We start from the raw sequence: 19,803 nt of genomic DNA, 5'->3' as shown, positions 1-19,803 counted from the left end.
TTACGAGGGGGGCACTGAACCGAACCTGTCGGACTGCTGAACCAATGCTGAACGACTTGGCTGAAGGAAATTTCGCTCCTACAGAAATGCAAAGCCCCGGCACAGGCCGGGGCTTTGCTGGAGCTGACGGGATGCTCAGCCGCCCTGCAACGCCTTGAGGATCTTCTGCCCCGCGCGACCGTCCGCTGGCGTCATACCGCGCTTGTTCTGCTCCTGCTGGATCGCCTTGCGCGTCACGTCGCCGATCATGCCGTCGGGCTGGCCGATGTCGTAGCCACGCTGGATCAGCAACTCCTGCAGCTCCTTGCGCTGTGCCCGGCTCAGGCCCGGATCGTCGGTCGGCCACGGCGTGCGCAGGCCCGGCTCGCCGCGCAGGCGATCGGACAGCAAGGCAATGGCCAACGCGTAGCTTTCCGCCGCGTTGTAGGAATAGATCGCGTCGTAGTTGCGCAGCACCAGGAAAGCCGGGCCGTTGGCGCCCGCCGGCAGCAGGATCGCCGCCTTGGAATCGATGCTCGGGATCGGCTTGCCGTCGACGCGCTTCACGCCGCGGCTGGTCCAGTCGGACAGCGCACGGCGCTTGGTGCGCCCGGCCAGCGAGGCGTCGAAGCCCGCCGGCAGTTTCACTTCGTAGCCCCACGGCTGCCCTTCGCGCCAGCCGGCCTTGCGCAGGTAGTTGGCGGTGGACGCCAGGGCATCGGCGGTGCTGCCGACGAGGTCGCGATGACCGTCGCCGTCGAAGTCCTCGGCGATGCGCGCGTAGGTCGAGGGCATGAACTGCGTCTGGCCAAAGGCGCCCGCCCAGGAACCGGTGATACCGCTGTCGCGGATATCGCCCTGCTGCAGCAGCTTGAGGGTGGCGATGAACTCACCCTGGAAGAACGACTGGCGCCGCCCGTAGCAGGACAGCGTCGACAGCGACACCAGCAGCGGGCGCTTGCCGGTGATGCGCCCGTAATCGCTTTCCACGCCCCACACGGCGACTACCGTGGCCGGGTCGACCTGATAGCGCGCCGCGACCTTGCGCAGCAGGTCGGCATGCTCGGCCATGCGCGCCTTGCCGTCGGCCACGCGCTGGTCGTCCACCAGCCCGGCCAGGTAGTCCCAGATCGGCGTGGTGAACTCGGGCTGGGCGTCCAGCAGCGGCAGCACGCTCATGTCCGGCTGCAGGCCCTGGGTGAACTGCGCGAAGCTGGCGGCGCTGACGCCCTTGGCCTGGGCTGCGCCCTGCAGGCGGTTCAGGCAGGAGCCGAAATCGTCGCCCGGCGCTGCCTGCGCCAATGCCGCCGGGAGCAGCAGGGACAAGGCCAGGGACGCGCGGCGCGCGATGGAGGAAGTCTTCATTGGTGTCGAATGCTCAGATCGGTGAAGGTGGCGCGCCCGCCCTCGCTGGCGGGCCCGCGATTGTCCTGCAGGTAGAGCCCTGCCTTGAAGTACAGGCCCTGGTAGGCCCATTTCGTATCCAGTTGCTGGCTGACCTGGCCGCCCTCGACCTGCACGCTCAGCACCCCGCTGCTGGACACGCCCAGCCGGTAGGTAAAGGTATCGCCCAGCGCAATGCCGTCATAGACGGTATAGGTGCGCGTGGTGATGTCGTCCGGCCGATCGCGAACCAGCGCCTGTACCCGCGCCTTGTCCAGGCGCTGCTGGTAGACCAGCTTGACCAGCGGCAGGGCCTCGGCGCTGCCGCTGCCGTTGCTGTGGATCTGCCCGATGACCATGCGCCGGCTGGAGGGCACGGATTCCACGCGCAGGGTGGCGACCATCAGGTTCTCCGCCAGAGGATAGCGCCAGGTCACCAGGCGGCCGTCGGGCTTGGTCTCGCGCAGCTCGGTACGGGGATATTCGCTGCCGCTGGTGTGGGCGCCGTTCACCGGCACCCAGAACTCCACGCCATCGGCGCTGCGGCGGAAATACGGGCTCTCGTAGTCACGGCCGAGTTTCGCCGTGGAAATGGTCGCGGCCGGGCCGCGTTGGGGAATGGTCAGATTCCAGGTGCTCAGGTCCAACATCGGCCTATCGCTTCGCGGGTCAGGACATGGGCGCAAGGGTAGACGAGGCTGTCGGACTTTTCATCCATACGGCTTCCCCATCTTCTGGCGGACAACCGCGCCCTTGAGCGGCCGCGTACAGGCTGCACAGGCGTTTTCCGCATCAGCGGCTATCGTCATGGTTTCCGCCATCCGCCATCGCCACGGCCAACGCCACGGAGAAACCTCATGCGCCTGCTCACTGCCCTGCTGCTGTTCGCCTTCGCGGCCAGCGCTTCAGCCGCGATCAAGACTCAGGAAATCCCCTACGAATCCACTGACGGCACGAAGATGATCGGTTACTTCGCCTACGACGACGCCAAGTCCGGCATCCGTCCCGGCGTCATCGTCGTCCACGAATTCTGGGGTCTGAACGACTACGCGAAAAGCCGCGCGCGGCAGCTCGCCGAACTGGGCTACAGCGCCCTGGCCATCGACATGTACGGCGAAGGCAAGCACACCGACCATCCCAACGATGCCAAGGCCTTCATGGCCGAGGCGCTGAAGAATGCCGACGCCGCCAAGGCGCGCTTCCAGGCCGGCCTGGAGCTGTTGAAGAAACAGCCGCAGACCGACCCGAGCAAGATTGCCGCCATCGGTTACTGCTTCGGCGGCAAGGTGGTACTGGACATGGCCCGCGCCGGCCTGCCGCTGGCCGGCGTGGCCAGCTTCCACGGCGTGCTGGCGACCCAGACGCCGGCGCAGCCTGGGCAGATCAAGGCGAAGATACTGGTCGAGCACGGCGGCGCCGACACCCTGGTACCGGCCGAGAGCGTTGCGGCATTCAAGACAGAAATGGACAACGCCAAGGCCGACTACAAGCTGGTGATCCAGCCTGGGGCCAAGCACAGCTTCACCAGCCCGGACGCCGACAAGCACAAGGGGCACGGCCTGGACGTGGGCTACGACAAGACCGCCGACCAGAAGTCCTGGGCGGACCTGCAGGCGTTCTTCAAGGAAATCTTCGACGTCAAACCGGACGCGTCATAAATCGCAGGCAATAAAAAACGGGAGCCCATTCGGGCTCCCGCACTCAATCAAGTGTCTAAGGTCAGAGCCCGCCTTGGCGGCACTCCAACAACAACCTCACCTGCGTCCCCTAGGGAACGCGGCGTGCAGTGTGACAAAGCTTGTCAGACGAATCCGTACGCCTTTGGTGAAGGTTTGCAAACGAATGTAAGTGCCGCGTGACTGGTGAGCCACGTTCTGGCGCGGCAGAATGCTCCCATGACTGCCCTCCCCGACTTCTGCACCCCCCTCGATGCCGACTGGCCCCTGCCCACCCCGCTGGCAGGCATTCAATTGCGCAGCACCCGCTTCGACCGCCAGCGCCTGCAGGCCGGGGACTTTTCCCTGAGCCAGGTCGAGGCGCCGGCCAACATCCAGCGCTCCGTCGCCAAGCGCCAGGCCGAGTACCTGGCGGGGCGCATCTGCGCCCGCGCGGCATTGCTGGCCGCAGGCTCGACGGCCTGGGTACCGGGCACCGACGAGGAACGTGCGCCGGTCTGGCCGACGGGCTTCTGCGGCTCGATCACCCACGGTGACGGCTGGGCGGCGGCCATTGTCGCCCGTGACAGTTGCTGGCGCGGGCTCGGCCTGGACGTGGAGAACCGCCTGGAAACCGCACGAGCGGAGCGACTGGCCGCTGAAATCCTCACGCCGGACGAACTGGCGCGCCTCGATCCGCAGCAGGCGGCGCTGCAGGTCACCCTGACCTTTTCCCTCAAGGAAAGCCTGTTCAAGGCGCTCTTCCCGCTGGTACGCAAGCGCTTCTACTTCGAGCACGCCGAGCTGCTGAGCTGGTCCGCCGGGGGCCATGCGCGCCTGCGTCTGCTCACCGACCTGTCGGAGGAATGGCACCACGGCAAGGAGATCGACGGGCAGTTCAGCCTGTTCGATGAACGTCTGCTGAGCCTGGTGGCCATTCCTTCGGTCAAGGGCAGCTCCTGATCGCTGCGACTGACAGACACATCTGAAAGTCTTGACTTAAAAGTCAGAATTTGGCGTCATGCACGCCATCCAGACGTCTCCGTACCTCTTTTGATCCTCAGATTTTGCCTTCAGAGGAATCGTCAGCAGGCCTATCGGTATATAAAATCATATACAGCCAAACGGCAACGTCTGGTTCTTGGGGTCCCCACAAAAAGAAATGACCATCGGAGCAAACGTAATGACCAGAAACACCCTGGCGCTCGCCATTGCCGCCAGCTCGCTCGGCCTCATCGCGCAATCGGCACACGCCGGCGGCTTCATCGAAGACAGCAAGGCCAGCCTGACCCTGCGCAACTTCTACATCAACACCGACAACCGCAACGGCCCCGCCTCGCCCAGCAAGCAGGAAGAATGGGGCCAGGGCTTCATGCTCAACTATTCCTCGGGCTTCACCCAGGGCACCGTGGGCTTCGGCGTCGACGCCCTGGGCCTGCTCGGCGTGCGCCTGGACGGCGGCGGCAAGTCCGGCAAGGCCGGCGTGGATCGCCAGCCCGGCACCATCTTCCCGCTGGAGAGCGATGGCAGCGCCGTCGACGAATTCAGCAGCCTCGGCATGACTGCCAAGGCGAAGATCTCCAAGACCGAATTCCGCTACGGCACCCTGCAGCCCAAGCTGCCGGTGGTGGTCTACAACGACGCCCGCCTGCTGCCGATGACCTACGAAGGTGGCCAGGTCACCTCCACCGACATCGACAACCTGACCCTGACCGGCGGCCAGCTGACCCACACCAAGGGCCGCAACTCCACCGACTGGCGCAGCATGTCCATCGCCGGCGCCAACGGAAGCTCGGCAAGCTCCCGCGACAGCAACAAGTTCTACTTCGCCGGCGGCGACTACAAGGCCAGCAAGAACCTGACCCTGTCGTACTACTACGGCGAGCTGGACAACTTCTACAAGCAGAACTACCTCGGCCTCGTCCATAGCTTGGCTGTAGGAACGGGTACCCTGAAGTCCGACATCCGCGTCTTCATCAGCGATTCCGACGGCAAGAACGGCAGCGCTTCCGGCCGCGCCGACGGCTACGTCAGCAGCGGTTACTACGGCGGCAACAGCCTGAAGGGCGAAGTGGACAACAACGTCTACAGCGGCATGTTCACCTACTCCCTGGGCGGCCACAGCATCGGCGCCGGTTACCAGACCATGACCGGCGACAGCGACTTCCCCTACCTCAACCGCGGCGACGGCGAAGGCACCAGCACCTACCTGATCTCCGACGCCCAACTGCTGAAGTTCAACCGTGCCGGCGAGCGCACCTGGATCGGTCGCTACGCCTATGACTTCGCCGACCTCGGCATGCCCGGCCTGACCTTCAGCGTGCTCTACCTGAACGCCGACAACATCGACACCAAGCAAGGCGACAAGGGTGAGTGGGAACGCGATATCGCCCTGGGCTACGTGGTCCCGGAAGGCACTTTCAAGGGCCTGGGCCTGGCCTGGAAGAACGCCGCCATGCGCAGCGGCCTGCCGGCAACCAGCACCGCAGGCGTGCCGAGCCAGCGCGATCAGGACGAGAACCGCCTGATCGTCAGCTACACCATTCCGCTGCTGTAAGGCGTGGAGTGAAACGAAAAAGGGCGGCCACTGGCCGCCCTTTTTGTTTCTGATCTATCCGCAAAGCTGGACGTCAGGAGGCATCTGCAGGATGGCGTGGAGCGCAGCGATACCCATCCTACGAGAGGCAGGCGCAGTCTCAGGCCAGCAACGCCACCGATTTGATCTGCGCCCAAACTTCCTGCCCGGCGTGCAAGCCGAGTTGGTCGTGGGAGTAGCGGGTGATCCGCGCCAGCAGCGGCGTGCCGGCCACATCCAGCTTCACCAGCAGGTGCGCCGGGTTGTCCGTCGGCACTATCTCGACCACCGTCGCCGGCAGCACGTTGAGAATGCTGCTGTGGGCCGCCGGCTCCAGGCTCAGGCTGACGTCCCGCGCCTGCACCTTGATGCGCAGCGCCCTGCCCTTGTCCATCGGCGCGTGGGCCAGGCGAATGCGCTGCTCGCAGTGCGGCAGCGCCAGGGTCAGCAACCCGTAGTCGGCGTTGTGCCCCAGCACCTGGCCGTCGATTACCACGCCGGCGTCTTCCAGATGGGAGATGGGCAGGTCGGTGCGCGCCAGGGTTTCCACTACCGGGCCACTGGCGATGGCCTTGCCCTGGTCCAGCAGCACCAGGTGATCGGCCAGCCGCGCCACTTCATCCGGCGAGTGGCTGACATAGAGAATCGGGATATCCAGCTCGTCGTGCAGGCGCTCCAGATACGGCAGGATTTCCGCCTTGCGCTTGAGGTCCAGCGCCGCCAGCGGCTCGTCCATCAGCAGCAGGCGCGGGCTGGTCAGCAACGCGCGGGCCATGCCGACACGCTGGCGTTCGCCGCCGGAGAGGTGACCCGGCATGCGCTCCAGCAGATGACCGATGCCCAGCAACTCGGTGGCCTGCTCCAGCTCGACTCGGTGCTGGTCGCGCGGCACGCGCTTCATGCCGTAGGTGAGGTTGCGCTTCACCGACAGGTGCTCGAACAGGTTGGCATCCTGGAACACATAGCCCAGCGCGCGCTGGTGCGGCGGCAGGAACACGCCGCTCGCGCTGTCCTGCCAGACCTCGCCGTTGACCACCAGCCGGCCGAGCGGCGCGCGCTCCAGGCCCGCCACGCAGCGCAGGCAGGTGGTCTTGCCGGAGCCGGAATGGCCGAACAGTGCAGTCACACCCTTGCCCGGCAGCTGCAGGTCGACGTCGAGGCTGAAGCCCGGATAGGCGATCTGGAAGCGGGCCTCGATGGCACGCGCGGAAAGCTCTTGCGACATGCCCACCTCAGGCCCAGGCCGACCGGCTGCGGCGACTCGCGTAGAGCGCCAGCAGGACGAAGAAGGAGAAGATCACCATGCCGCCGGCCAGCCAGTGCGCCTGGGCGTACTCCATGGCCTCGACGTGATCGAATATCTGCACCGACACCACGCGGGTCTTGCCCGGGATGTTGCCACCGATCATCAGCACCACCCCGAACTCGCCCACCGTGTGGGCAAAGCCGAGGATGCTGGCGGTGATGAAGCCCGGCCGCGCCAGCGGCAGGACCACGGAAAAGAAGGTATCCAGGGGGCTCGCGCGCAAGGTCGCGGCGGCCTCCAGCGGCTTGTTGCCGATGGCCTCGAAGGCGTTCTGCAACGGCTGCACCACGAAGGGCAGCGAATAGAACACCGAGCCCACCACAAGCCCGGCGAAGGTGAACGGCAGACGCCCCAGCCCCAGGCTCTCGGTCGCCTGGCCGATGACGCCGTGAGGCCCCATGGTGATCAGCAGGTAGAAGCCGATCACCGTCGGCGGCAGCACCAGCGGCAGCGCCACCACCGCTCCCAGCGGACCTTTCAGCCAGGAGCGGGTGCGCGACAGCCACCAGGCGATCGGCGTGCCGATCAGCAGGAGGATCAAAGTGCTCAGGGCGGCCAGCTCGATGGTGAGCCGAATGGCCAGGAAATCCTCCTGCGTGAGGGGCATCGCTATTCCTTGAAGACTTAGAGTTCGTAACCGTAGGACTTGATCACCGCAGCGGCCTTCGGCCCTTTCAGGTACTCGACCAGCGCCTTGGCGGCGGCACTGTCCTTGCCCTTGTTGAGGATCACCGCGTCCTGGCGGATCGGGTCATGCAGGTCGGCCGGGACGATCCAGGCGGAACCGCTGGTCACCTTGCCATCCTTGTAGATCTGCGACAACGCCACGAAGCCCAGCTCCGCGTTGCCGGTGGAGACGAACTGGAAGGCCTGGGTGATGTTCTGGCCTTCGACGATCTTGCCGGCGACCTTGTCCTTCAGGCCGAGCTTGTCGATCACCTGGGTCGCTGCCAGGCCGTAGGGCGCGGCCTTCGGGTTGGCGATGGACAGGTGCTTGTACTCATTCTTCTTCAGCACGTCGCCCTTGGCGTCGACGTAGCCGTCCTTCGCCGACCACAGCGCCAGGGTGCCCACGGCATAAGTGAAGCGCGAACCGGGGACGATTTCCTTCTCTTCCTCGAGTTTCTTCGGCGTGGTGTCGTCGGCGGCGAGGAAGACCTCGAACGGCGCGCCGTTCTTGATCTGGGTGTAGAACTGGCCGGTGGCACCGTAGGCGGCGACCAGCTTGTGGCCGGTGTCCTTCTCGAAGTCCTTGGCGATCGCCTGGATCGGCGCGGTGAAGTTGGCGGCGACGGCAACCTGCACTTCATCGGCCAGGGCCGAGTGCAGGGTGAAGCAGGAAGCGACCAGCAGGGAAAGACTTGCGAAGCGGTGTTTCATCGTGAGGCTCCAGTGGGTGTTGTTTTAAAACTTCGATCTGTCAGGACTGGTCTATAAACTCGGTTCAGCCCCGTGTTACGTCCGGCGATAAGTCGGCCATTCAAAACGTTCAAGGAGAGTCAGTTCATGAAGGTCAGTGCACGCAACGTGTTCAAGGGCAGCGTCAAGCAACTGCGCAACGGTGCGGTCAACGCGGAAGTCGTGGTTGCCCTGCCCGGCGGCAGCGAGCTGGTGGCGATCGTCACCGAGGAAAGCGTGAAGAGCCTGAGTCTTGCCCAGGGCAAGGAAGTCATCGCGCTGGTCAAGGCGCCCTGGGTGATGCTGATGACCGAGGCCGACGGCATCCGCCTGTCCGCGCGCAACTGCCTGGCCGGCACGGTGAAATCGGTCACCGACGGCGCGGTGAATGCCGAAGTCGTGCTGAGCCTGCCGGGCGGCACCGAAGTGGTGGCCGTGGTCACCCGCGATGCGGTCAGCGAGCTGGGCCTGGCGGCCGGCGTGAAGGCGACTGCAGTGATCAAAGCGTCCCATGTGATCCTCGGTGTTCCTGCCTGAAACCCTGTGCGGGCCTGTCGCTGACAGGTCCGCCTGCCGTGCCTGCAAGCGATCGTTATAGCAAAAATTACATAACGATACCGGTGACTCTGCAATACCCCCTAAGAGAGAGTGATCCCGGAAGGGCTATTTACCGTAGGGAAGGCATGCAGAGTGACGCGGCGACTGCCATCCACCCGTGATGGCACCGCAGCATTCTGCATTTTTTGACTTCAAGGTCAAATACTGTCTTCGACCTTCGGCGCCTGGCGGCGTGGCCACATCAGCGTGAAGCACGCGCCACCCAGCACTTCGCTTTTGGCGATCTGCGCGCGGCCGCCGTGCCAGTGGATGATCCGCCGCACGATGGACAACCCCAGCCCATGCCCGCCGGTAACCCGCGCGCGGCTGTCGTCGGCACGGAAGAACGGCTGGAACAGCCGGTGCCACTGCGCTTCCGGCACGCCGGGCCCGTCGTCTTCCACGTCCACCTGGCAACGGTCCACGCTCACCCGGTAACTGATGCGCACCCGCCCTTCGGCGTAGCGCAGCGCGTTGGTCATCAGATTCTGCAGCGCGCGATGCAGGTAGCGCGGCTCGGCCTCGATCCAGCTGCCCTGGTCGAACGGCACCAGCGCACCCGCCTCGCAGGTGACGGTGATTTCCCGGCGCAATGGAGCGATCTCCGACACCACCTGCTCCACCAGCGCACCCAGCTCTATACGCTGGTAGCTCAGCGCCGGCGAGCCCTGCTCCAGCCGCGCGTAGGTGAGCATCTCGTCCACCAGCTGGTCGAGGTCCTGGATGTCGCCATCCATGCCTTCCATGTACTTGCGCCGTGCCTTTTCGGTCTCGGCGGACTCGATCATCTCCAACCCGAAGCGCAACCGCGCCACTGGCGTGCGCAGCTCGTGGGACACCGCGCGCACCAGCTCGCGCTGCACCGTCAGCAGCAGGTGCAATTGCTCGGCCATGTGGTTGAAGGCCCCGGCGAGGCGCCCCACCGAGTCCGCGCCGCGCACTTCCACGCGGGTATCCAGGCTGCCGCGGGCGATGCGCGTGGCAGCAGACTCGAGGCCGCGCAGGCGCTGCTCCAGGCCGCTGATCAACAGGTACAGGGTCAGGCCGATCAGGGTCAGCGCGACCACCACGATGATCGTCAGCAACTGCGGCGGGTACGGGTTCATCTGGTAGATCGGCCCCAGCTCCAGCACCCAGGGCGTATCGAGGATGCCGGAGAGCACGCGGATCGAATCGCCGCCCTTGCCCAGCGCCATCACCGTGTCGCCCTCCTCCACACGACGGCTCTGGTCGTCGTCCAGATCGACTTCCTTCAGACGCAGCAGGTGCACCTCGAAGCCGAAACGCTTGTCGCGGACGATGCGCGCCAGGTGATAGGGCTGCTCGCTGGCCGGGTAGCGCTTGAGCTCGTCCATCAGCAGGTAGATGGTGGCGCGCGCCAGCTGCTCGCTGACCTGCTCCACCTCGCCGGTGAGGACCAGCCCTTCCGCTGCGCTCACCTGGGTCATCACCTTCACTTCATGGGGCGCACCGGCCTGCACCAGCACCTGGTCGTTCATCAGCCGCGCCCGGCTGCGCCCTTCCATGCCCAGCGCGTCCAGGCTGGTGAGCTTCAGCGGGATACCCAGCAGGCGGCTCCACTGGCTCAGCGCACGCTTGCGGTCCACCTCGCTCATGGGCAGCAACTCATCCGCCATCAGGCGGAAGGTGCCGCGCGCCAGGTCCTCGCGGTAGCGCTCACCACGCACGTCGTTGACCAGGTGCAACGTCAAAACCGCCAGCGCGGCGACCGCCACCAGGGTCAGCAGCATGCCGCCGTAGATGCGCAGGAAGATGGATTTCATTGAGGGCTGTTCCGGGGTGACACGGTGCAGGCTGGGAGCACCCTCACCCTAGCCCTGGCTGCGCGCCCCGCTCCAAGGGAGAGGGGACTGTGCGGAGTACGCGTGAAGATTGGCGCCCTGCTCGACTGGCTCGGCTGGCATCGATCACGACAGGACAACACCGAATCGGCAGCTCGCACGGACGGCCCCCTCTCCCCCTGGGAGAGGGTTGGGGTGAGGGCAGGCCCGAGCACCGGACTCACCCTGCCTCCTCCGAGTTGAGCAACCCATAGTTGTCCAGGCTGAGGAACGCCCCGTCCTTCACCTCGCACTCGCGGCGCCGGCCTTCCAGCGTGAACCCCTGGCGCAGCAGCAGGCGGCCGCTGGCAAGGTTCTCCGTTTCCACCTCGGCCTCGATGCGGTGCACGTTCATTTCGCGGAAGGCGTGGCGGAAGATCAGCGGCAGGCACTCGCCCATCACGCCCTGCCCCCAGTGCTCGGGCAGCAGCCAGTAGCCCAGTTCCAGGCGCCGATGTTCCTGCTGCCAGTTGTTGAAGCCGCAGCCGCCGAGGATGTCCTCGGGCGCATCCGGCCGGCAGATCGCCCACCAGATGCCGCTGCTTTCCTTATAGATGCGCTCGAACCATTCCATCTGCTCGCGGGTGGCTTCCAGCGTCGCGTAGGAGACGCCGTAGTAGCGGATCACCTCGGGATGCGACAGCGCGCGGAACACCGCCGGCTGGTCGGCATCGGTGAAAGCCCGCAGGCGGAAGCGTTCGCCGTGCAGCTCGGGGAACGGTGGCACGGCGCTCACGGCTCAGAGTTCCCCGACGAACAGGTAGCCCTTGCTGCGCACCGTCTTGATCAGGCGCGGGTGCATCGGGTCGTCGCCGATCTTTGGGCGGATGCGCGAGATACGCACGTCGATGGAGCGGTCCTGGCCGTCGTACTCGATGCCGCGCAGGGAGTTGAAGATTTCCTCGCGGGAGAGGATGCGCCCGGCGTTGGCCGCCAGCAGCCAGAGCAGGTCGAACTCGGCGCTGGTCAGCTCGATGGTCTGCTCGTCCAGCCAGGCCTCGCGCATCGCGTTGTCGATCACCAGCTTGCCGAAGGTCAGGCGCTTGCCGCCCACCACAGGCGCGGCTTCGGCCGGCTCGCTGCGGCGCAGCAGGGCGCGGATGCGCGCCAGCAGCACGCGCGGGCGCACCGGTTTGCACACGTAGTCGTCGGCGCCCATCTCCAGGCCCTGCACCTGGTCCATGTCGTCGGTACGCGCGGTGAGCATCAGGATCGGCCCGTCATAGTCCGGGCGCAGGCGCTTGCAGATGGACAGCCCATCCTCACCCGGCAGCATCAGGTCGAGCACCACCAGGTCCGGACGTTCGGCCAGCACCCGCTCCACCGCCTTGCCGCCATGGGACTCGATGGACACCGCCAGGCCGTTGCTCTCCAGGTAATCCTGGGTCAACTCGGCCAGTCGCTGGTCGTCCTCGACGATGAGAATGCGCGCTTCTTGTTCCACCTTGCCTCCTGATGCGCCATGAGCGAGCACGGGCCCCCTTACTATAGAGAGCCCGCAAAAGCGGCCGGCATTGTAGCCAGATTGCCAGCGCCGCCGCACGCCAACGGCGTAAACAGGCATTACGCAAAAAGGTCAAGGGCTGCTGCGCCAGAAACACTACATATTGTGGTAGTGTTCCTCCCCGTGCAGCGCCCCCTACGCGTGTGAAAAATCTGTCGCCAGGCACGACGAACGGTGAAAGGCAGACAGCATCAGGGATAGCGCGAGTTACCCCGCTTCACCCACATTCCATGCACATTTTATCCACAGCTTTTCCCCGTCTCCCCGCCTTGCAAACACCCCCTTAGCGCATTATCTTGTATCCCCGTTGCGGTATACCCCTACATCTTGGGGTTGCAGCAGCGAACCGGACACAAGAAGAAAGTCGAAATCCCGAGCCTGTTCCACGGCTCCTCCGGTTCCACCACAACGTATTCCAGACGTACTGATGTGCCAGGCGGGCCCACCCGCAAGGAGCGATTCATGTCGATGGAAATGCGGTACGGGTGTTGCAACGTAACGTTCAACACCACTAGGTATTGTGGTCCCGGCCCGTAAAGCCGGCACCCGAGATGGGCCAGGGAGGCGCTTCGGGTCATTCCCCCTGTTCCAGAAGAATTCCAGCTCGCGGCTGCAATCGCGGGCGACTGCTCTTTTTGCTCTTTTTATCTAGGAACGGCGCCCCGGCGTCAGCAACACACCAAATTACGAGAACGTGGAGACAACCACCCATGCAAATCGACACCACTCGCGAGAACCCGCAGGCCGCAGCGCCCACGGCCGCCGAATCCGCTCAGGATCTGGCTGCCACTGCGCCCGGCCAGCTGCGCGTGATCAAGCGCAACGGCACCGTAGTTCCCTACACCGATGACAAGATCACCGTAGCCATCACCAAGGCGTTCCTCGCCGTGGAAGGCGGCACCGCCGCCGCCTCGTCGCGCATCCATGAGACCGTGCGCCGCCTGACCGAACAGGTCACCGCGACCTTCAAGCGCCGCATGCCCTCCGGTGGCACCATCCACATCGAAGAAATCCAGGACCAGGTCGAACTGTCCCTGATGCGCGCCGGCGAGCAGAAAGTCGCCCGCGACTACGTGATCTACCGCGAAGCCCGTGCCAACGAGCGCAAGACCGCCGGCACCGCCAGCGACATCGCCCAGCCGCACCCGAGCATCCGCATCACCAAGGCCGACGGCAGCACCCAGCCGCTGGACATGGGCCGCCTGCAGACCATCATCCGCGAAGCCTGCGAAGGCCTGGCCGAAGTCGATGGCGCCCTGATCGAACGCGAAACCCTGAAGAACTTGTACGACGGCGTAGCCGAGAAGGACGTCAACACCGCCCTGGTGATGACCGCCCGTACCCTGGTCGAGCGCGAGCCGAACTACTCCTACGTCACCGCCCGCCTGCTGATGGACACCCTGCGCGCCGAAGCCCTGGGCTTCCTCGGCGTCGCCGAGAGCGCCACTCACCACGAGATGGCCGACCTCTATGCGCAGGCCCTGGTTGCCTATGTAGAGAAAGGCTCCGAGTTCGAGCTGATCGACAGCAAGCTCAAGGGCTACGACCTGGCCAAACTGGGCGCCGCGATCAACCACGAGCGCGACCAGCAGTTCACCTACCTCGGCCTGCAGACCCTGTACGACCGCTACTTCATCCACAAGGACGGCATCCGTTTCGAACTGCCGCAGGTCTTCTTCATGCGCGTGGCCATGGGCCTGGCCATCGAAGAGAAGGACCGTGAAGCTCGCGCCATCGAGTTCTACAACCTGCTCTCCTCGTTCGACTACATGTCGTCCACCCCGACCCTGTTCAACGCCGGCACCCTGCGTCCGCAGCTCTCCAGCTGCTACCTGACCACCGTTCCGGACGACCTGTCGGGCATCTACAACGCCATCCACGACAACGCCATGCTGTCCAAATTCGCAGGCGGCCTGGGCAACGACTGGACTCCGGTCCGCGCGCTGGGCTCCTACATCAAGGGCACCAACGGCAAATCCCAGGGCGTGGTTCCGTTCCTCAAAGTGGTGAACGACACCGCCGTCGCCGTCAACCAGGGTGGCAAGCGCAAAGGCGCCGTCTGCGCCTACCTGGAAACCTGGCACCTGGACATCGAGGAATTCCTCGAGCTGCGCAAGAACACCGGTGACGACCGTCGCCGCACCCACGACATGAACACCGCGAACTGGATTCCGGACCTGTTCATGAAGCGCGTCTTCGACGACGGCAAGTGGACCCTGTTCTCCCCGTCCGAAGTACCGGACCTGCACGATCTGACCGGCAAGGCCTTCGAAGAGCGCTACGAGTATTACGAAGCCCTGACCGAGTACAACAAGATCAAGGTGTTCAAGGTCGTCCAGGCCAAAGACCTGTGGCGCAAGATGCTCTCCATGCTCTTCGAGACCGGCCACCCGTGGCTGACCTTCAAGGACCCGTGCAACCTGCGCAGCCCGCAGCAGCACGTGGGCGTGGTCCACAGCTCGAACCTGTGCACCGAGATCACCCTGAACACCAACAAGGACGAGATCGCCGTCTGCAACCTGGGCTCGATCAACCTGGTCAACCACATCGTCGACGGCAAGCTGGACACCGCCAAGCTCGAGAAGACCGTGAAGACCGCCGTGCGCATGCTCGATAACGTTATCGACATCAACTACTACTCGGTCCCGCAGGCTCGCAACTCGAACCTCAAGCACCGCCCGGTTGGCCTCGGCATCATGGGCTTCCAGGACGCGCTGTACCTGCAGCACATCGCCTACGGCTCCGACGCTGCCATCGAGTTCGCCGACAAGTCCATGGAAGCGGTGAGCTACTTCGCCATCCAGGCTTCCTGTGACCTGGCCGACGAGCGTGGCGCCTACGAGACCTTCGACGGCTCCCTGTGGTCCAAGGGCATCCTGCCGCTGGACTCCCAGCAGATCCTCATCGAAGCCCGTGGCCAGAAGTACATCGACGTCGACCTGACCGAATCCCTCGACTGGGCTCCGGTACGTGCCCGCGTACAGAAAGGCATCCGTAACTCGAACATCATGGCCATCGCGCCGACCGCGACCATCGCCAACATCACCGGCGTATCGCAGTCCATCGAGCCGACCTACCAGAACCTGTACGTGAAATCGAACCTCTCCGGCGAGTTCACCGTGATCAACCCCTACCTGGTTCGCGACCTGAAAGTGCGCGGCCTGTGGGACCCGGTCATGGTCAACGACCTGAAGTACTACGACGGCTCCGTGCAGCAGATCGAGCGCATCCCGCAAGACCTGAAGGACCTGTACGCCACCGCCTTCGAAGTCGAGACCAAGTGGATCGTCGACGCCGCCAGCCGCCGCCAGAAGTGGATCGACCAGGCCCAGTCGCTGAACCTCTACATCGCCGGCGCCTCGGGCAAGAAGCTGGACGTGACCTACCGCATGGCCTGGTTCCGTGGTCTGAAGACCACCTACTACCTCCGTGCCCTGGCCGCTACCAGCACCGAGAAGTCCACCATCAACACCGGCAAGCTCAACGCCGTGTCGGCCGGTGGCAACGAAGGCCTGCAAGCCGCCGCTGCCGAGCCGCAGCCGGCTCCGGTCCCGCAAGCTTGCTCCATCGACAATCCCGATTGCGAAGCCTGCCAATAAGGTGAGCGCGCCGCGAAAGCGGCGCTGACACCGAAACGGCAGACCGCACGGACTGTCCCCTCTCCCTCTGGGAGAGGGCTAGGGTGAGGGGCTCTTCCGGGCCCCTTTTCCCCACCGAACAACAGCCTCCTCCGCCGCGCACCGCGCAGGACGGAAGACGCACAAGCTCTTAGCGTGCACCACACGCCACCAGACATCAGGCCGCCCTAGAACGGCCATCCAGAACAGGAGAGGACCCATGCTGAGCTGGGACGAATTCGACAAAGAAGACGCCACCGAAGCCAAGGCCGCCCCGGCCGTCGCCCAGGCCGCTGCGCAGAACGCTGACAAACTCGACGCCGACGCCGCTGGCTCCGTCGAAGAAGCGCGCGCCGTATCCGCCGACGACTCCGACGCCGTCGCCCGCGCCAAGCAGGCCCTCGACGCCCTGGACATCCAGGAAGGCCTGGACGATCTCGAAGGCTCCGCCGCCCGCGTACAAGTCGGCGACAAGCAGATGATCAACGCCCGCGCCGACCTCAACCAGCTCGTACCCTTCAAGTACGACTGGGCCTGGCAGAAGTATCTGGATGGTTGCGCCAACCACTGGATGCCCCAGGAAGTGAACATGAACGCCGACATTGCCCTGTGGAAGAGCAAGGACGGCCTGTCCGAAGACGAGCGCCGCATCGTCATGCGCAACCTCGGCTTCTTCTCCACCGCCGACTCCCTGGTCGCCAACAACCTGGTGCTGGCCGTCTACCGCCTGATCACCAACCCCGAATGCCGCCAGTACATCCTGCGCCAGGCCTTCGAAGAAGCGATCCACACCCACGCCTACCAGTACTGCATCGAGTCGCTGGGCATGGACGAGGGCGAAATCTTCAACATGTACCACGAGATCCCGAGCGTCGCGAAGAAAGCGTCCTGGGGCCTCAAGTACACCCGCTCGATCTCCGATCCGAAGTTCGAAACCGGCACCCCGGAGACCGACCGCCAGTTCCTGCGCAACCTGATCGCCTACTACTGCGTCCTGGAAGGCATCTTCTTCTACTGCGGCTTCACCCAGATTCTCTCCATGGGCCGCCGCAACAAGATGACCGGCACTGCAGAGCAGTTCCAGTACATCCTGCGCGACGAATCCATGCACCTGAACTTCGGCATCGACGTGATCAACCAGATCAAGATCGAAAACCCGCACCTGTGGGATGCCCAGATGAAGGACGAGGCCACCCAGATGATCCTCCAGGGCACCCAACTGGAGATCGAATACGCTCGTGACACCATGCCGCGTGGCGTACTGGGCATGAACGCCGCGATGATGGAGGACTACCTCAAGTTCATCGCCAACCGTCGCCTGACCCAGATCGGCCTCAAAGAGGAATACCCGGGCACCAGCAACCCGTTCCCGTGGATGAGCGAAATCATGGACTTGAAGAAAGAGAAGAACTTCTTCGAGACCCGCGTGATCGAGTACCAGACCGGCGGCGCGCTGAGCTGGGACTGACGGAAGTAGTAGCACCACCGCAAGTCAAGACCATTAGAAACGCTGTAGACCGAAATGGATTTTTGGGGCAGTGATAAAGAAAGACGAAAAGCCCCGCCTTGTGCGGGGTTTTTTTTGAGCACTTAAAATACCCCGACTCTCAGCAGTTGCTTTTCAGTTATATTTTAGATATGAAGAACCTAGAAATATAAAAACTACCCGTGCCAACTTCCACGAAGGACATTACAGATCCATGAAAGGAAATGTATTAGGCGATATCAGAGCAGAGCATGATTCGAAAATGCTTGAATCCTCCTTCTGGGAGACGTCCGACTACAAGTCCCTCTTAGAGTCAAATGACAGACCAATAGTCGTTGGAAGACGAGGCACGGGAAAAAGCGCATTAGTTCACATGCTTTCGAAGCACTGGTCGCACAAGCCCAAGACCAGGGTTATGAAAATTTCCCCCGAGGAAGAACAAATTATCGGGCTTCGCGATACATTTGAGCTCTTTGGCGACAAATATCTCCACATTAAAGCCGGTACAAAAATGGCGTGGAGATATGGGGTTTATATGGAAATAATAACGGACCTACTTAACCACTACAAACTCCAAAAAGACCTTGACGTCGCCTCCATCAACCATCACATACAAGCATGGGGCTCTCGCAGGCAGAGTATCTCAACAAAAATCAGAAGAAAACTCAAAGAAATATTAAACATAGAGAGCACACCGCAATCAAGGATCGCAGACCTCTCTGACACTCTCGAACTTGACCTTATTGAAGAGGTTCTCTTCGAAGCGCTAGAAAAATCCCGAACTCAATATGTAATATTTGCAGACAAACTAGATGAAGGATATAGCCCAGACGATCTAGGCGTCGCCATTGTCGATGGGTTCATTCAAACAGTTATTGACATAAAAAGTCGATCCAACGAGTCCGTAATTGCCTTTGCCTTTGTCCGCGACAATATTTACAGATCAATATCAAAACTTGACCCAGACTTCACCAGAAATATTGAGGGCCAAACTCTTCGCCTTCACTGGGACGAATACAACCTATTCAACCTGATCTGCAACAGAATGCGCATTGCATTTGAGTGCGACATCGAAAATAACACTCGCGTTTGGAACCAATTTTCCGCTAACGGACTAAAAGGGAAAGAGGGATTCAGAACAGCACTAAAACTGACGTTATATAGACCTAGAGACATTTTAGTTCTACTAAATGATGCTTTTCTCCGAGCGAACTCACAGTCACGAAAGGAAATTATCCTCGAAGATATAGAATCCACAGCAAAGACCATTTCAACCAACCGACTTAACGACTTACACAAAGAATATGAGTCAATATTTCCAGCGCTAGAGGAGTTCACAAAATCATTCAACGGCAGTCAGCCAGAGATCACAATCACTGATGCCGTAACGATGGTTGAGTCCGTCTTACATACAGACATACTCGACAAAGTAAAACTCCAAGACATCTACCTTTTTGAAAACGGAATCCAGGTATTACAGCGATTATATAGCGTAGGATTCATTGGCATATACAATGAGAACTCAGCCTCCTTCGTTTTCTGCCACGACGGAAAAGAACCTGACCGAAGCTTTGTGGCAAATTCAAGGTTATTAATTCACCCTTGTTACTGGCTAGCTCTAGGTACTTCACAAGCAGAAATCAGCCTCGGAGAGGCCGAAGACATTCATGACGAATATGACATAGAGGTAAGCTCCGCCACAATTGAACAGAGAAACCAACGAATTGGCGCACTCTTACAAGAGCTATCTGAAATCCAGGAAGGGAAGCCCGGTGCAGTAGAGTTCGAAGCATGGTGCCTCAAGGCGATAAAGGTAATATTCGCCGGTTCACTATGCAACGTTGAAATCCATCCAAACAAAAATGGCCTTCAACAGCGCGACATAATCGGAACCAATCTTGCGGAAACAAAGTTCTGGAAAAGAATATTGGAAGACTATCAATCCAGACAAATTGTCTTTGAAATCAAGAACTATCGCGAACTCAACGCAACTGAATACAGGCAAATAAACTCGTATCTATGCAACGACTACGGAAGAATTGCCTTCTTAATAACCCGCGATTTCAACAACAACCTTTCAAAGGACAAAGAGCTAAACTGGGCAAAAGAACTGCACAGCAATCATAAAAAAATAGCAGTTAAGCTTTCAGTCAAGTTTTTGGAAAAACATCTAAGAAAGGCGCGCAGCCCTCAGAAACATGATGCCTTAGATAAAGAACTAAACAACCTGCTCGACACATATATCCGACAATACCTTATTATAAAGGCGCGATAAACATGAAGGCGGCGGGGATAACACTCACTCTTGACCCCGCCCTTCACAGCACCTACCCTCGCACCCGGCGCCTAAGAAACGCCTCAACCAGAGCGGTTCACCGCACCCGATAGCTTTTGCGGCTTTTTTGCGCCCGTAGGTCTAACCACGTCCGCAGAAAAGGTCACTCGCGCTGTCGGGAGTGGGC

15 protein-coding genes are annotated in these 19,803 nt (G+C 62.0%); 7 read left to right on the top strand and 8 right to left on the bottom strand.

What is annotated here, in order from left to right; genetic code table 11:
• Positions 1 to 135 precede the first annotated feature (135 nt).
• Both IB261_RS09150 and IB261_RS09145 read right to left on the bottom strand, forming a co-directional pair.
• Positions 136 to 1,344 (bottom strand): lytic murein transglycosylase, encoded by a 1,209-nt coding sequence (locus IB261_RS09150; RefSeq protein ID WP_192382066.1) that lies wholly within the window; start codon positions 1,342 to 1,344, stop codon positions 136 to 138.
• Positions 1,341 to 2,012 (bottom strand): polysaccharide lyase family 7 protein, encoded by a 672-nt coding sequence (locus IB261_RS09145; protein WP_192382064.1) that lies wholly within the window; start codon positions 2,010 to 2,012, stop codon positions 1,341 to 1,343. Before IB261_RS09145 ends, IB261_RS09150 begins: the two co-directional genes overlap by 4 nt.
• A 207-nt stretch (positions 2,013 to 2,219) precedes the next feature.
• Here IB261_RS09145 and IB261_RS09140 point away from each other — a divergent pair, with 207 nt between their 5' ends.
• The 3 genes from IB261_RS09140 to IB261_RS09130 all read left to right on the top strand — a co-directional run bounded on the left by IB261_RS09140 (position 2,220) and on the right by IB261_RS09130 (position 5,574).
• Positions 2,220 to 3,020: a dienelactone hydrolase family protein gene (locus IB261_RS09140; protein ID WP_081518071.1), complete on the top strand. Its 801-nt coding sequence runs from the start codon at positions 2,220 to 2,222 to the stop codon at positions 3,018 to 3,020.
• A gap of 237 nt (positions 3,021 to 3,257) precedes the next feature.
• Positions 3,258 to 3,980 (top strand): 4'-phosphopantetheinyl transferase family protein, encoded by a 723-nt coding sequence (locus tag IB261_RS09135; protein ID WP_192382062.1) that lies wholly within the window; start codon positions 3,258 to 3,260, stop codon positions 3,978 to 3,980.
• Between the two features lie 220 nt (positions 3,981 to 4,200).
• Complete coding sequence (locus tag IB261_RS09130) at positions 4,201 to 5,574, top strand: OprD family porin (protein ID WP_192210216.1); 1,374 nt, start codon at positions 4,201 to 4,203, stop codon at positions 5,572 to 5,574.
• A 139-nt stretch (positions 5,575 to 5,713) separates the two neighbouring features.
• Here the strand turns inward: IB261_RS09130 and modC are convergent, their stop codons facing one another.
• Genes modC through modA form a run of 3 tightly spaced genes read right to left on the bottom strand, consistent with a single transcriptional unit; the run spans position 5,714 to position 8,278 of the window.
• The gene (gene modC, locus IB261_RS09125) at positions 5,714 to 6,817 is read right to left on the bottom strand and encodes a molybdenum ABC transporter ATP-binding protein (RefSeq protein WP_192382059.1); all 1,104 of its coding nucleotides are present in this window, start codon (positions 6,815 to 6,817) and stop codon (positions 5,714 to 5,716) included.
• Between the two features lie 7 nt (positions 6,818 to 6,824).
• Positions 6,825 to 7,511, bottom strand: coding sequence for a molybdate ABC transporter permease subunit (modB, locus tag IB261_RS09120; RefSeq protein ID WP_138212850.1), 687 nt, complete (start codon positions 7,509 to 7,511; stop codon positions 6,825 to 6,827).
• 11 nt (positions 7,512 to 7,522) lie between these two features.
• Positions 7,523 to 8,278, bottom strand: coding sequence for a molybdate ABC transporter substrate-binding protein (modA, locus tag IB261_RS09115; RefSeq protein ID WP_192210214.1), 756 nt, complete (start codon positions 8,276 to 8,278; stop codon positions 7,523 to 7,525).
• Between the two features lie 126 nt (positions 8,279 to 8,404).
• On the opposite strand from modA, the gene IB261_RS09110 reads away from it, so the two are divergent.
• Complete coding sequence (locus IB261_RS09110; RefSeq protein WP_081518066.1) at positions 8,405 to 8,833, top strand: TOBE domain-containing protein; 429 nt, start codon at positions 8,405 to 8,407, stop codon at positions 8,831 to 8,833.
• A gap of 218 nt (positions 8,834 to 9,051) precedes the next feature.
• Here IB261_RS09110 and IB261_RS09105 read toward each other — a convergent pair whose 3' ends face one another.
• From IB261_RS09105 to IB261_RS09095, 3 genes are all read right to left on the bottom strand, one after another.
• A complete protein-coding gene (locus IB261_RS09105; RefSeq protein ID WP_225605995.1) occupies positions 9,052 to 10,677 on the bottom strand; it encodes an ATP-binding protein in 1,626 nt (541 codons plus the stop codon).
• Between the two features lie 238 nt (positions 10,678 to 10,915).
• Positions 10,916 to 11,470 (bottom strand): GNAT family N-acetyltransferase, encoded by a 555-nt coding sequence (locus tag IB261_RS09100; RefSeq protein WP_151186426.1) that lies wholly within the window; start codon positions 11,468 to 11,470, stop codon positions 10,916 to 10,918.
• A gap of 3 nt (positions 11,471 to 11,473) precedes the next feature.
• On the bottom strand, positions 11,474 to 12,178 hold the full coding sequence (locus IB261_RS09095; RefSeq protein WP_081518063.1) for a response regulator: 705 nt from the start codon (positions 12,176 to 12,178) through the stop codon (positions 11,474 to 11,476).
• 770 nt (positions 12,179 to 12,948) lie between these two features.
• Between IB261_RS09095 and IB261_RS09090 the strand changes: the two genes are divergently transcribed.
• From IB261_RS09090 to IB261_RS09080, 3 genes are all read left to right on the top strand, one after another.
• The gene (locus IB261_RS09090) at positions 12,949 to 15,837 is read left to right on the top strand and encodes a ribonucleoside-diphosphate reductase subunit alpha (RefSeq protein WP_081518062.1); all 2,889 of its coding nucleotides are present in this window, start codon (positions 12,949 to 12,951) and stop codon (positions 15,835 to 15,837) included.
• A gap of 238 nt (positions 15,838 to 16,075) precedes the next feature.
• Positions 16,076 to 17,323 carry a ribonucleotide-diphosphate reductase subunit beta gene (locus tag IB261_RS09085; protein WP_081518061.1) on the top strand — a complete coding sequence of 416 codons (1,248 nt, stop codon included), beginning with the start codon at positions 16,076 to 16,078 and terminating at the stop codon, positions 17,321 to 17,323.
• Between the two features lie 232 nt (positions 17,324 to 17,555).
• Complete coding sequence (locus IB261_RS09080; protein WP_192382058.1) at positions 17,556 to 19,616, top strand: P-loop ATPase, Sll1717 family; 2,061 nt, start codon at positions 17,556 to 17,558, stop codon at positions 19,614 to 19,616.
• Positions 19,617 to 19,803 lie beyond the last annotated feature (187 nt).

It is taken from the genome of Pseudomonas sp. PDM20, assembly GCF_014852575.3.
Taxonomy (GTDB): domain Bacteria; phylum Pseudomonadota; class Gammaproteobacteria; order Pseudomonadales; family Pseudomonadaceae; genus Pseudomonas.
Note: the sequence above shows the minus strand (reverse complement) of the source record. Positions and strands in the feature narration are given on the sequence as shown.

What these genes read in the sequence shown, in the direction of transcription:
- IB261_RS09150 (WP_192382066.1), bottom strand. Translation starts at nt 1,344, where the DNA reads ATGAAGACTTCCTCCATCGCGCGCCGCGCGTCCCTGGCCTTGTCCCTG.
- IB261_RS09145 (WP_192382064.1), bottom strand. Translation starts at nt 2,012, where the DNA reads ATGTTGGACCTGAGCACCTGGAATCTGACCATTCCCCAACGCGGCCCG.
- IB261_RS09140 (WP_081518071.1), top strand. Translation starts at nt 2,220, where the DNA reads ATGCGCCTGCTCACTGCCCTGCTGCTGTTCGCCTTCGCGGCCAGCGCT.
- IB261_RS09135 (WP_192382062.1), top strand. Translation starts at nt 3,258, where the DNA reads ATGACTGCCCTCCCCGACTTCTGCACCCCCCTCGATGCCGACTGGCCC.
- IB261_RS09130 (WP_192210216.1), top strand. Translation starts at nt 4,201, where the DNA reads ATGACCAGAAACACCCTGGCGCTCGCCATTGCCGCCAGCTCGCTCGGC.
- modC (WP_192382059.1), bottom strand. Translation starts at nt 6,817, where the DNA reads ATGTCGCAAGAGCTTTCCGCGCGTGCCATCGAGGCCCGCTTCCAGATC.
- modA (WP_192210214.1), bottom strand. Translation starts at nt 8,278, where the DNA reads ATGAAACACCGCTTCGCAAGTCTTTCCCTGCTGGTCGCTTCCTGCTTC.
- IB261_RS09110 (WP_081518066.1), top strand. Translation starts at nt 8,405, where the DNA reads ATGAAGGTCAGTGCACGCAACGTGTTCAAGGGCAGCGTCAAGCAACTG.
- IB261_RS09105 (WP_225605995.1), bottom strand. Translation starts at nt 10,677, where the DNA reads ATGAAATCCATCTTCCTGCGCATCTACGGCGGCATGCTGCTGACCCTG.
- IB261_RS09090 (WP_081518062.1), top strand. Translation starts at nt 12,949, where the DNA reads ATGCAAATCGACACCACTCGCGAGAACCCGCAGGCCGCAGCGCCCACG.
- IB261_RS09085 (WP_081518061.1), top strand. Translation starts at nt 16,076, where the DNA reads ATGCTGAGCTGGGACGAATTCGACAAAGAAGACGCCACCGAAGCCAAG.
- IB261_RS09080 (WP_192382058.1), top strand. Translation starts at nt 17,556, where the DNA reads ATGAAAGGAAATGTATTAGGCGATATCAGAGCAGAGCATGATTCGAAA.